At 70.9% G+C, this 11,900-nt stretch carries 11 protein-coding genes; 3 read left to right on the forward strand and 8 right to left on the reverse strand.

Annotation, left to right across the window (positions count from 1 at the left end; all coding sequences use genetic code 11):
- Positions 1-49: 49 nt before the first annotated feature.
- The 3 genes from IEY17_RS00705 to IEY17_RS00715 form a co-directional block, all read right to left on the reverse strand.
- Positions 50-1,030, reverse strand: coding sequence for an o-succinylbenzoate synthase (locus IEY17_RS00705; protein WP_188984308.1), 981 nt, complete (start codon positions 1,028-1,030; stop codon positions 50-52).
- Positions 1,031-1,136: 106 nt separating this feature from the next.
- Entirely contained in the window at positions 1,137-1,730 is a 594-nt protein-coding gene (locus tag IEY17_RS00710) for a suppressor of fused domain protein (protein WP_188984310.1), read from the reverse strand.
- Between the two features lie 280 nt (positions 1,731-2,010).
- Entirely contained in the window at positions 2,011-3,672 is a 1,662-nt protein-coding gene (locus IEY17_RS00715; RefSeq protein WP_188984312.1) for a DNA repair helicase XPB, read from the reverse strand.
- A 169-nt stretch (positions 3,673-3,841) separates the two neighbouring features.
- On the opposite strand from IEY17_RS00715, the gene IEY17_RS00720 reads away from it, so the two are divergent.
- The 3 genes from IEY17_RS00720 to mdlC all read left to right on the forward strand — a co-directional run bounded on the left by IEY17_RS00720 (position 3,842) and on the right by mdlC (position 6,800).
- Positions 3,842-4,480: a hypothetical protein gene (locus IEY17_RS00720; protein ID WP_188984314.1), complete on the forward strand. Its 639-nt coding sequence runs from the start codon at positions 3,842-3,844 to the stop codon at positions 4,478-4,480.
- Between the two features lie 83 nt (positions 4,481-4,563).
- Complete coding sequence (locus tag IEY17_RS00725) at positions 4,564-5,067, forward strand: LppU/SCO3897 family protein (RefSeq protein ID WP_188984316.1); 504 nt, start codon at positions 4,564-4,566, stop codon at positions 5,065-5,067.
- A 137-nt stretch (positions 5,068-5,204) separates the two neighbouring features.
- The gene (mdlC, locus tag IEY17_RS00730) at positions 5,205-6,800 is read left to right on the forward strand and encodes a benzoylformate decarboxylase (protein ID WP_188984318.1); all 1,596 of its coding nucleotides are present in this window, start codon (positions 5,205-5,207) and stop codon (positions 6,798-6,800) included.
- Here the strand turns inward: mdlC and IEY17_RS00735 are convergent.
- The 5 genes from IEY17_RS00735 to IEY17_RS00755 form a co-directional block, all read right to left on the reverse strand.
- Positions 6,797-7,708, reverse strand: coding sequence for an ABC transporter ATP-binding protein (locus IEY17_RS00735; RefSeq protein ID WP_188985255.1), 912 nt, complete (start codon positions 7,706-7,708; stop codon positions 6,797-6,799). The two genes, mdlC and IEY17_RS00735, sit on opposite strands and share 4 nt — an antisense overlap.
- Positions 7,709-7,731: 23 nt before the next feature.
- Positions 7,732-8,529 carry an ABC transporter permease gene (locus IEY17_RS00740; RefSeq protein WP_188984320.1) on the reverse strand — a complete coding sequence of 266 codons (798 nt, stop codon included), beginning with the start codon at positions 8,527-8,529 and terminating at the stop codon, positions 7,732-7,734.
- Between the two features lie 61 nt (positions 8,530-8,590).
- Positions 8,591-9,355 carry an ABC transporter permease gene (locus IEY17_RS00745; protein WP_188984322.1) on the reverse strand — a complete coding sequence of 255 codons (765 nt, stop codon included), beginning with the start codon at positions 9,353-9,355 and terminating at the stop codon, positions 8,591-8,593.
- A gap of 11 nt (positions 9,356-9,366) precedes the next feature.
- A complete protein-coding gene (locus tag IEY17_RS00750) occupies positions 9,367-10,302 on the reverse strand; it encodes an ABC transporter substrate-binding protein (protein WP_229679728.1) in 936 nt (311 codons plus the stop codon).
- Positions 10,303-10,707: 405 nt separating this feature from the next.
- On the reverse strand, positions 10,708-11,712 hold the full coding sequence (locus IEY17_RS00755; RefSeq protein ID WP_229679729.1) for an ABC transporter substrate-binding protein: 1,005 nt from the start codon (positions 11,710-11,712) through the stop codon (positions 10,708-10,710).
- Between the last annotated feature and the right edge of the window lie 188 nt (positions 11,713-11,900).

Genomic DNA, 11,900 nt, shown 5'->3' on the forward strand with positions numbered 1-11,900 from the left:
GGGCACCCCCACCGAACAGCCGGCTGAGGGTGCCTCTCAGGTGAGGCCATCAGCTGGTACGGAGGGCGTTCACCCGCCTCAGACGGTCCAGCCACTGCCGTTGCACGTCCGCCGTCGGCGTCGCCGCAGCCACCAGCGCCGGGTCTGGCTGCGGCGGGCGCCGCAGCACCGGCAGGCGACCCTGCACGGGCAGCAGTGAATCGGCGACGACGTCGCCGTCGAGCAGCGCCATCGTGCCCAGGCCGCAGGCGAACGGCAGCTCCGGCAGCGCGCCCGCCAGGGCCAACTGCGCGGCGAGGCCGACGCTGGTCTCCACCGCGGAGGACACCACGCACGGCAGGCCGCTGGCCTCGGCGACGCGCAGCGCGCGGCGGACGCCGCCGAGCGGGGTGGCCTTGATGACCGCCACGTCGGCCGCCCCGGCGACCGCGACCCGCAGCGGGTCCTCGGCCCGCCGGATGCTCTCGTCGGCGGCGATGCGCACGTCCACGCGGCGGCGCACGGCCGCGAGGTTCTCGATGGTCGGGCACGGCTGCTCGACGTACTCCAAGCCGTCGGCGGCCTTGTCCAGCTCCCGGATGCGCCGCACCGCCGTGTCGACGTCCCACGCCGCGTTGGCGTCCACGCGGATCGCGCCGCCCGGGCCGAGCGCGTCGCGCACCGCGGCCACCCGCTCCACGTCCTCGCCCGCCGACTGGCCCGGCTCGGCGACCTTCACCTTCGCGGTGCTGCACCCGGAGGCGGCGACGATCGCGGCGGCCTTGTCCGCCGGCACCGCGGGCACCGTGCAGTTGACCGGGATGCTGTCGCGCACGGGTTCCGGCCAGCTCTCACTGCACGCCTCCAACGCGGCGTGCAGCCACGGCACGGACTGCGCGTCGTCGTAGTCCTCGAACGGGCAGAACTCGCCCCACCCGGCGGGGCCGCTCAGCAGCACCCCCCGCCGCACGGTGATGCCGCGGAAGCGGTTGCGCATCGGCAGCGCGTACACCCGCACCGCGTCCAGTTCCGCCAGGTCGATCGTCGCCATGGTCCGATCCTCGCAGCTCGACGTCACCACGGCGTGTCGAGGGCATGACGCGGTCCACCGGTCGTGACGGCACACCGAACGCGAGCGGCGCCGGGCGATGCCGCGCTCAGGCGACGCTGGGGCGCCCGAGGTCGAAGACGTCGACCTCGAACCGCGCCCACTGCTGGCGCAACGCCGTGACGCCGTTGTCCAGGATGTAGTTCAGCTCGCCGAGGGTCACCGGCAGCAGCGTGAACACCTGGAGCTGCTCGACGCCGTCCGGGTCGGTGAAGCGGGTGAACTCCGGCGGGAACAGCGGGTGGCCGCTGGCCAGCACGCCGTGGAACTCGGTGCCCGGCAGCAGCGGCTCCTTGTTGGGCACGATCTGGTCCGGCACCAGGTGGGTGCGCTGCTGCACCAGCAGTTCCGCGGTGAGGTCGACCAGGTGCCGCGCGGCCTCGGCCTGCTCCTTGTAGACCGTGCAGGCCAGTTCCTGGGCGGGGTCGGCGCCGAGCGGCTGAAAGCGCAGCCCGCTGCTGATCACCGTGGTCAGGTGGTACTCGGCCTGGTGGAAGAACACCAGGCCGTAGCCGCGGTTGGTGCCGTGCACGTTCGGGGGTTCGGCCCCGGTCGGTGTCCCGGCGTGCCGTTCGAGGTTCTCCGCGAGTCCGATGAACCGGTGCGCGCCGCCCATCGCCGCGCGTTCCTGCTCGGTGGTCATCCGATCTCCAGTGTTGTCCGGGACACACCCGGTCGGCGATCATGAGCGGGTGCCTGCGAAGTCTTGCTCATGACGCCTCCGCGTTGTGCGGGACACCCGCCCCTTGTCCTTGCGACGCCCGCGTCCGGCGCCGAATCGCCCCGGGCGGGACTTTCGCGCCCGGACCAGCAGGGCTTCGGTCGTGCGGGCGCTTCGTGCGTTCCTCGCAACGGTAGCGGCTGCCAGGCCCTGCTCGGGCACGATTGGGTGACGGCCGAACGGGGAAATCGCCCGGATGTCGTCACCCCACGTCCGGGATCGCCGGTCCCAGGAGATCATCGGCGTCCACGATCCGGTAAGCGTAGCCCTGCTCGGCGAGGAACCGCTGGCGGTGCGCCGCGTAATCGGTGTCCAGCGTGTCGCGCGCCACCACCGAGTAGAAGTGCGCCTGCCGCCGCTCGGCCTTCGGCCGCAGCAACCGGCCCAGCCGCTGCGCCTCCTCCTGCCGCGACCCGAAGGTGCCGGAGACCTGCACCGCCACCGACGCCTCCGGCAGGTCGATGGAGAAGTTCGCCACCTTCGACACCACCAGCCGGTCGATCTCGCCGCGGCGGAACGCGTCGAACAGCGCCTCGCGCTCCTTGTTCTTCGTCGAGCCCTCCACGATCGGCGCGTCCAGCGCCTCGCCCAGCTCGTGCAGCTGCTCCAGGTAGGCGCCGATGACCAGGGCCGGTTCACCCGGGTGCCGGTCCAGGATCGCCTTGACCACCGGCGCCTTGGTGCGCGCCGTCGAGCACACCTTGTAGCGCTCGTCGGCGTCGGCGGTCGCGTACTCCAGGCGCTCGTTGTCGGTCAGCGTCACCCGGACCTCGATGCACTCGGCCGGCGCGATCCAGCCCTGCGACTCGATGTCCTTCCACGGCGCGTCGTAGCGCTTCGGCCCGATGAGCGAGAACACGTCGCCCTCCCGGCCGTCCTCGCGGACCAGCGTCGCGGTGAGCCCGAGCCGCCGCCGCGACTGCAGGTCGGCGGTCATCCGGAACACCGGGGCGGGCAACAGGTGCACCTCGTCGTAGACGATCAGGCCCCAGTCGCGCGAGTCGAACAGCTCCAGGTGCTTGTACTCGCCCTTGGAGCGGCGGGTGATCACCTGGTACGTGGCGATGGTGACCGGCCGGATCTCCTTCTTCTCCCCGGAGTACTCGCCGATCTCGTCCTCGGTCAACGAGGTGCGCGCCACCAGCTCCCGCTTCCACTGCCGGCCCGCCACGGTGTTGGTGACCAGGATCAGCGTGGTCGCCTGCGCCTCGGCCATCGCCGCGGCGCCGACCAGCGTCTTGCCCGCGCCGCAGGGCAGCACCACGACCCCGGACCCGCCGGCCCAGAACGACTGCACCGCCTGCTGCTGGTAGTCGCGCAGCTGCCAGCCGTTCTGCTCGAGCCTGATCGGGTGCGACTCGCCGTCGACGTACCCGGCGAGGTCCTCGGCGGGCCAGCCGACCCTGAGCAGCATCTGCTTGAGCCGGCCGCGCTCGCTGGGGTGCACCACCACGGTGTCGTCGTCGATGCGGGCGCCCAGCATCGGGGTGATCTTCTTGTTCCGCAGGACCTCCTCCAGCACCGCGCGGTCCAGCGAGTTCAGCACCAGGCCGTGCGCGGGGTGATGGGCCAGCTGGAGGCGGCCGAAGCGGCCCATCGTCTCCACGACGTCCACCAGCAGCGGCTGCGGGACGGGGTAGCGCGAGAAGCGCACCAGGGCGTCCACCACCTGCTCGGCGTCGTGCCCGGCGGCGCGCGCGTTCCACAGCGCCAGCGGCGTGATGCGGTAGGTGTGCACGTGCTCGGGGGCGCGTTCGAGCTCCGCGAACGGTGCGATGGCGGTGCGGGCCTCGTCGGCGAGGTCGTGGTCGACCTCCAGCAGCACGGTTTTGTCGGACTGCACGATCAGGGGTCCGTCGGTCACGGGTGCGCAGCTCCCTCGGGTCGGACGGCTTTGTCGCAGGTGATCAGCGGTGCCCACGGGCAACGACCGGACTTCGGACCAGTATTCCACCGCTACTGTTATCACCTGTTCGGGTAATGCCGCGTCGGGGGTTCGGCTAAGTTGCTCATGAGCGAAAAACGGAGGAGTAGTGAGCTATCCACCGCAGGATCCCTACGGTGCGCAGTCCGGCCCCTACCCGTCGGGTTCCTACCCGACGGGGCCGTACCAGCAGCCGGGCAGCTCGGACGACTTCTGGCGCCACGTGGCGAGCAGCCAGCCCCCGACGCCGCCGAAGAAGAGCCACACCGGGCTCATCATCGGCCTGGTGGCCGGTGGCGTGGCGGTGCTGGCGGCGATCGTGGTCGTGGTTGTGCTCGTGGCCGTCAACAGCGGCGGCCGGATCGAGGCGGGCGACTGTATGTCGCTGGCCAGCGAGCGAGGCGGCGCGATGACCGCCGCCAGGTGCGGCTCGGCCGAGTCCGACTACCAGGTCGTCGAGGTCCACGAGGGCAGCAACCACGAGTTGTGCACCGACACCTACAGCAACGTGGTGGACGGCAGGACCTACTGCATCGTGCTGGACGTCAAGGTCGGTGACTGCCTGACCTCGTTCCAGGAGTCCGAGGAGATCCTGCCGCTCAAGCTGGACTGCTCCAAGGCCGAGGACCAGGTCACCAAGGTGGCCGCGACGGACGACGCCGAGAACACCTGCGACGAGGACGAGGGCTACTACGTCTTCAGCCGCCCGGCCCGCACGGTCTGCTTCGGCGACGTCCAGGGCGCCTGACCGGTCGGCTTGCGAGCGCCCCGGTGCCCGCAGGCCGCCGGATCGGCTAGGTTGCGCGCCTAGATCGTCTCCGGAGGAGATCCATGTGCCAGCCGCGCAGCCGGCTCGGGCGCGTCCTGTACGTGGGTGCGCTGGGCATCGGCATCGCGATCGCCCTTGTGGCGTACTTCAGCTTCCGCGCCGCGCAGTCCACCAGCTTCCGCGCCGCGCAGCTCACCACCGGGGCGTGCGTCAGCATCACGGACGTCGACACCGCCGAACCCGGGTGGGAGCGCGTCGGGTGCGGCAGCCCCGAGTCGGACTTTGTGATCGCCAGCATCACGTCGGATGCCCAGCCCTGCCCGCCGCCGTACGCCGCGGTCAGCCAGGACACCACCGGCGGGGTGCGGTTGTGCCTGGTCCCCGACGTCGCCGTCGGCGACTGCCTGCGGGTGCCGGTGGCGGGTGTGCAGACCAAGGTGCCGTGCACCGATCCGCAGGCGAACCGCACGGTCACCGCGGTGTCGACCGAGGCGGCCTGCCCGCCTGGTTCCGAGGCCACCGCCTACCCCGACCCGGCTCGCACGGTGTGCACCGCGGTGCGCTGACCGGCGCAGCCTGATCCGCCTCCCGTCGCATCCGGACAGTGACGAACGCTATCTGGTTCCGGCGCTGCCGATGTGATGTCGTGGCAGGGCGATCCCGCAGGTGAGCGGGGTTGTCCGCGCGATTGGGAGGGGATTCGATGCGCAGCGAGGGCGGCACTGTCCGTGACATCACCCGCGGGTTGATGCGCGAGCTCGGACTCACCGCGGTGTTCGGCAACCCGGGCACCACCGAGGTGCCGTTCCTCACCGACTGGCCGGACGACTTCCGCTACGTGCTGGGGCTGCAGGAGTCCGCGGTGGTGGCGATGGCCGACGGCTACGCGCAGGCCCGCCGGGAACCGGTGCTGGTCAACCTGCACTCCGCCGGTGGTGTCGGACACGCGCTGGGCGCGATCTTCACCGCGTACCGCAACCGCACGCCGATGATCGTGACCGCCGGGCAGCAGACCCGCAGCCTGATGTTCGGCGAACCGTTCCTGGGCGCCACCGATGCGGCGAACTTCCCGCGGCCGTACGTGAAGTGGAGCTACGAGCCCGCCCGGGCCGCCGACGTGCCCGCCGCGCTGCTGCGTGCCTACCAGCTGGCGACGACCCCGCCGTGCGGGCCGGTGTTCGTGTCCATCCCGGCCGACGACTGGGACGAGCCCGGGGTGCCGGTGCCCGCCCGGCCGCGCACGCCCGCCTTCGCGCCCGACCCGGACGCGGTCGCCGCGCTGGCCGGGGCTCTGGAGCGCTGCGAGCGGCCCGCGTTCGTGGTGGGTCCCGCAGTGGACGCCGACGGTGTGGTCGCCGAGATGGTGGAGCTGGTGGAGAAGGCGAAGGCGGCGGTGTGGGTGGCGCCGATGTCGCCGCGCTGCTCGTTTCCCGAGGACCACCCGCAGTTCGCCGGGTTCCTGCAGCCCGAGCAGCGGGCGCTGCGCACCGAGCTGGCCGCCTACGACCTGGTGGTGGTGTGGGGTGCGCCCGCGTTCACCTACCACGTGTACCGGGGCGAGAGCGAGGTCGAGCTGCCGGAGCTGTTCCTCGTGCACGACGATCCCGAGGTGCTGGCCCGGGCGCGGCAGGGCCGCGGCGTGCTGGGTGCGCTGCGGCATTCGGTGCGGCAGGTCAACGCGCAGGTCCAGGACATCCGGCGCGCTGTTCCGCAGGGCTACGCCCGGCCGCCCAAGCCCGCCGCGTCGACGCCGATGACGGCCGCGTACGTCTTCGACACCATCGCCGCGGCGCTGCCCGTGGACGCCGCCGTGGTGGAGGAGACCCCGAGCCACCGCAACGACCTGCACGAGTTCTTCCCGATCCGCTCCACCGACGGCGGGTTCTTCACCGGGTTCTCCGGGGCGCTGGGCTACGGCATCGGCGCGGCGGTCGGGGTGGCGATGGCCGATCCGACGCGGCGCACGGTCGCCCTGCTCGGCGACGGTTCCAGCATGTACGGCATCCAGGCGGTGTGGACGGCGGTGCGCGAGCAGGCCCCGGTCACCTTCGTGATCATGGACAACGCGCGGTATGCGGCGGTGGCGGTGCTGGGCGAGGCCGCGGGCGGCCACAAGCTGCCGGGCGTCGAACTCGGCGGCATCGACTTCGTCGCGCTGGCCACCAGCCTCGGCTGCCCGGCGAAGCTCGTCGAGCGCCCCGAGGAGCTCGACGCGGCGCTGGCCGAGGAGTTCACCGGCCGCACCGGCCCGACCCTCCTCCACGTCAAGGTCGACCCAGCCCAGCGCCCCCTGTACTAACCCCGCCTGCTGGCGGCGTGCTGCGTGGCTTCGGTGGCCTCGGTGTGTTCGGCCGTTGCCCACTTCCTCGCGGTCGGCGGTTCGTCCACATCGGACTTCGTGGTCGCGCGCTCCGCGTTGGCCTCCGCCGCTGCGGGTCGCGGCGGCTGGGCGCTGCGGACCTCCAGCAGGCGCGCCACCTCGCTGCGGAGCTGCACGAACGTCTCCGACTCGCGGGTGGTGATCTGGTCCCGCTCGTCGCCCAGCGGCACTTCCAGGTCCGCCACGATCGACGCGGGCGACTTCGACAGCACCAACACCCGGTCCGCCAGGTAGATGCTCTCGTCGATGTCGTGGGTGACCAGCAGGACGGTGCTGTCGAACTGCTTGCGCACCCGCAGCAGCAGGTCCTCCAGCTCGAAGCGGGTCTGCGCGTCCACCGAGGCGAACGGCTCGTCCATCAGCAGCAGGGCGGGGCGGCAGGCCAGCGCCCGGGCGATCGACACCCGCTGCTGCATGCCGCCGGACAGCTGCCACGGGTATTTCTTCGCGGCGGCGCCCAGCCCGACCCACTCCAGCACCTCGTCGGCCCGGGCACGGCGCTCGGCCCTGCCCAGGTCGCGGGACCGCAGCGGGAACTCCACGTTGGACCGCACCGACAGCCACGGGAACAGCGAGCGGCTGTAGTCCTGGAACACCACGGCCAGGTCGGCCGGGACGCCCTGCACCGGGTCGCCGTGCAGCTTCACCTCACCGCTGCTGGGCGTGATGAGTCCCGAGATGGCGCGCAGCATCGTCGACTTGCCGCAACCGGACGGGCCGACGATGCAGGCCAGCTCGCCGGTACGCACCTGGAACGTCAGGTCGGCGATGGCCAGGTGGCCGTTCGCGCCGCCGTAGCGGTGCCCGAGCCCGGAGACGTCGAGCATGATCTTCGAGTCGGTCAACCGTTTCAGCCTCCCACCGCGGCAGCCTGCGAGGGCTGCCAGCTCAGCACCCGGCGTTCCACCACGAGCAGCAGCGTGTTGAGCACGTATCCGAGAACGCCGAGCAGGACGATGCCCGCCCACATGGCGGGGAGGTCGTAGGCGCGCTGGTCGAACATCAGCCGGTAGCCGATGCCGTTGGTGGACCCCACCAGCTCCGAGACGACCATCAGCACCAGCGCCAGCGACAGGCTCACTCGCAGCCCGGCGAAGATCTTCGGCGTCGCCGCGGGCAGCACCACGCCGAACACCCAGTGCAGGCGTGGGATCCGGAACGACCGGGCGGTGTCGACCTTGACCTGGTCGACGGCGCGCACCCCGTCGACGGTGTTGAGCAGGATCGGCCACACCACCCCGAAGACGATCACGCTGACCTGCATCTGGGTGCCGATGCCGAGCAGCACCAGGAAAACCGGCACCAGCACCGGCGGCGGGATGGCCCGCATGAACGCCATCAGCGGCCCGACGTAGTCCAGCGCGGTGCGGGACCGGCCGAGCAGCGTGCCCAGCGACACGCCGAGCACGACGGCGATGAGCCAGCCGGCCGCGATCCGGCCGAAGCTGGCCAGCAGGTCGTGGAACACGATGTCGGTCAGGAACAGCGACGACGCGGGGCCACTGAACCAGCGCTGTGCCGCGGTCTGCACGATCACGGTCGGCGGCGGGAAGAACGGGCTCTGCGCCAGCCGCGTGACCAGCTCCCAGACCACGACCGCGCCGATGAACACCAGCCACCGGTTGAGGAATCCGCTCACCCGGTGCAAGGTTCCCCCTGTGCCTTGCGGGCCCGGTCGGCTTTGACGAGCGGGAGCAGGACTTTCTCGCTCATGACGCCTCCGTTCCCACGGCGGCCCACCGCAGCCCGCGCCGGTGCAGCAGCTCCAGCGCCTCGTTGATCAGGTAGCCGACGATGCCGGCGACGAGCGTGCCCGCCAGGACCAGGTCCATCCGGCCCGCGCCGGTGCTGGCGTCGAGCACGAAACTGCCCAGCCCGCTGCCGCCGGCCAGGAACTCGGTGCTGACCACCAGGATCAGCGCCACCGCCGCGGACATCCGGATGCCGGTGAGCACGAACGGCGCCGAGTTGGGCAGCGCGACGGTGAACATCACCCGGCCGCGGCCCAGGCCGAAGGACCGCGCGGTGTCCACCATGACGGGGTCGATCTCGTCGAAGGCGTAGATCGTGTTGAACAGGATCGGCCACACCGAGGCGTACACGGCCAGCGAGATCTTGGTCTCCGGGCCCGCGCCGACCAGCACGACGGCCAGCGGGATCAACGCCACCGACGGGATGGGGCGGAGAAACTCGATGATCGCCCGGGTGGCCACCCGGATGGCCCGCACGCTGCCCAGCAGCAGTCCGGCGGGAACCGCGATCGCGATGGAGATGCCCAGCGCGATCGCCCAGGCCAGCACGCTGGCGATCAGGTCGAGCAGGAAGCCCCGGTCGCCGAGCAGTTCAACGAACCGAACGAGCACAGTGGACGGTGGCGGGAAGTACTGCTGGGCGACGATGCCGGACCGGCTGAAGACCTCCCACAGCACAAGGAAGCCCAGCAGCCCGGCCAGTCCCCGGAGTGTCGTGGTCATGGTGGCGTGGATCAGTTCTGCGGCGGTGCGATGATCATGCTGGCCACGTTGACGTCCTTGTCGATGTAGCCGAACTCGCGCATCAGCCGCGGCACCCGCTGCAGGCGGGTCGCGTCGGCGCGGGAGTTCATCTTGAGCAGGGTGATGATGGCCGCGATGTCCTTGTCGATCTTGGCGAACTGCGGCAGCAGCGGTTCGATCTTGCTGCGGTCCTGGGCCTCGGCGACGGCGGTGTCCATGGCGCGCTGGAAGGCGGCCACCGTGTGGGGGTTCTCCTCGGCGAAGCGGGCGTTGCAGACGTAGCCGCCCAGCGGCAGGTCCTCCAGCGGGCCGGTGGCGGTGTCGACGACCGGGATTGCGCCCGCGTCGCGCGCGGCCAGGGTGAGGAACGGTTCGACGACGAACGCCGCGTCGACCTGGTTCTGCTTCAGCGCGTTGGGCATGTTGATGAACCCGAGCGGGACCCATTCCACGCCGCTGAAGGCGACTTCGTTGGCGCGCATCGCGGCCTTGACCATCAGCTCGGAGATGGTGCCGCTGCCGCTGATCGCGATCTTCTTGCCGGCGAGGTGCTGCGGCGTGCGCACCCCCGAGTTCCGCGGGGCCATGATCATGCAGGTGTTGGGCGTGCTGGACGCGCAGTCGGCGACGATCTTCAGGTGCGCCACGCCGCTGGCCTGGGCCTTGAAGATCGGCACGTAGCTGCTGAAGGTAATGTCGTAGTCACCGCCGATGGCGCTGTTGAGGGCCGTGGCGCCGTCGGATGCGGTGAGGATCTCGACGGTGAGACCCTCGCGCTGGAAGTGGCCGTCCTGTACCGCGAGGTGCAGCGGGGCGATTTCGCTGATGGGCAGGGCGCCGACCCGCAGGGTGGCCTTCTCCACCTGGGCGTTCCCGCTCTGCTCGGCCTGCGATCCGCCGAGCAGCCCGCAACCGCTGGTGCCCATCAGCGTACCTGCCGTGACCACGCCGCCGGCGAGTTTCAGCAAGTTCCGCCTGGGAACGGCGCGCGGTGCGGGACTCATCTGGTTCCTCCTGGCGAAGTGTGTGGTGCACGGAAACTGTAGAAGCTCGGACCAGTGCCGACAACCACACGTAATTTGCTCGGTGTCGCACCTCACTCGCCGGTGTCGCTCTTCTCGCCCATATGTCCGCAAATGACAGGTGAACGGTGACGTCGGATTGAATGTCGATGCGGTTATTCGGGGCAATGGTTAATTCGTCTGCCGTAATTCCCCCGACCAGCGCAAACCCGCCCGGGATGCCTGGCATGTCCGGTATCTCGGGCGGGTCGGCCAGATCGTCGGTGGATCCGGGGTGGCGGTGCGGGAAACCGGCCACCCAAACGCGGATCACACCTGCGGCGGGGCGACGATCATTTCCGCGACGTTGATGTCCTTGTCGATGAAGCCGAACTCGCGCATCAGCCGCGGCACCCGCTGTAGCCGGGTGGCGTCGGCGCGAGAGTTGAACTTCAGCAGGGTGATGATGGCCGCGGTGGCCTTGTCGATCTTGGCGAACTCCGGCAGCAGCGGCTCGACCTTGCTGCGGTCCTGGGCCTCGGCGACGGCGCGGTCCATGGCCCGCTGGAAGGCGGCCACGGTGCGCGGGTTCTCGTTGCAGAACCGGGCCGTCGCGCCGTAGCCGGTCAGCGGCAGGTCCTCCAGCGGCCCGGTGGCGGTGTCCACCACCGGTACCGCGCCGCTGTTGCGGGCGGCCTGGGTCAGAAACGGCTCGGTGAGCAGCGCCGCGTCCACCTGCTTCTGCTGCAGCGCCGCGGGCATGTTGATGAACGGGACGGGCACGAAGTCGACCTTGCCGAAGTCCACGCCGTAGGCCCGCATGGTGGCCTTGACCAGCAGTTCGGAGATGGTGCCGGGGCCGGAGATGGCGATCTTGCGGCCGGCCAGGTCCTGCGGCGTGCGGACCTTCGACCCGGGCGCGGTCATGATCATCGTGCTGTTCGGCGTGGCGGAGGCGCAGTCGGCCACGATCCGCAGGTCGGCGATACCGCGGGCCTGGGCCTGGAAGAACGGCACGTAACTGCTGTAGGTGATGTCGTAGTCGCCGCCGATGGTGCTGGCGAGCGCGGCGCTGCCGTCGGGCGCGGAGACGATCTCGACGGTCAGGCCCTCCTGCTGGAAGTAGCCGTTGCGCACGGCCAGGTGCAGCGGGGCGAGGTCGTTGATGGGCAGGGCGCCGACCTTGATGTTCGCCTTCTCGACCTGGCCGTTTCCGCCCCCGGCGGACTGCGACCCGCCGAGCAGCCCGCAGCCGCTCGTGCCCATCAGCGCGCTGACGGTGACCATTCCACCGGCGAGCTTCAGCAGGTCCCTGCGCGGCAGGACGCGGTGCATGCAGATCCTCCTAGCCTGGTGTGACGTGCGCAACGCCGCCCGGTGTCGGTTCACTGTGGACAGCGCGGAGTGCCGGGGTCGGGGGGCGGGTTCGGTCGGGCACGGCGTGCGCGGATCGGACGCTGCCCGGCGGGCATCGCGGCTCGGCGTGGGCGCGCGGTCGGGGTGTCGCCGCCAGACTGTAGAAC

This window comes from Saccharopolyspora thermophila, assembly GCF_014646075.1.
GTDB lineage: Bacteria > Actinomycetota > Actinomycetes > Mycobacteriales > Pseudonocardiaceae > Saccharopolyspora > Saccharopolyspora thermophila.

Coding starts and splice junctions, on each gene's coding strand:
- IEY17_RS00705 (WP_188984308.1), bottom strand. CDS start 1,030: ATGGCGACGATCGACCTGGCGGAACTGGACGCGGTGCGGGTGTACGCG.
- IEY17_RS00750 (WP_229679728.1), bottom strand. CDS start 10,302: ATGGGCACCAGCGGTTGCGGGCTGCTCGGCGGATCGCAGGCCGAGCAG.
- mdlC (WP_188984318.1), top strand. CDS start 5,205: ATGCGCAGCGAGGGCGGCACTGTCCGTGACATCACCCGCGGGTTGATG.
- IEY17_RS00745 (WP_188984322.1), bottom strand. CDS start 9,355: ATGACCACGACACTCCGGGGACTGGCCGGGCTGCTGGGCTTCCTTGTG.
- IEY17_RS00755 (WP_229679729.1), bottom strand. CDS start 11,712: ATGCACCGCGTCCTGCCGCGCAGGGACCTGCTGAAGCTCGCCGGTGGA.
- IEY17_RS00735 (WP_188985255.1), bottom strand. CDS start 7,708: ATGCTCGACGTCTCCGGGCTCGGGCACCGCTACGGCGGCGCGAACGGC.
- IEY17_RS00710 (WP_188984310.1), bottom strand. CDS start 1,730: ATGACCACCGAGCAGGAACGCGCGGCGATGGGCGGCGCGCACCGGTTC.
- IEY17_RS00725 (WP_188984316.1), top strand. CDS start 4,564: ATGTGCCAGCCGCGCAGCCGGCTCGGGCGCGTCCTGTACGTGGGTGCG.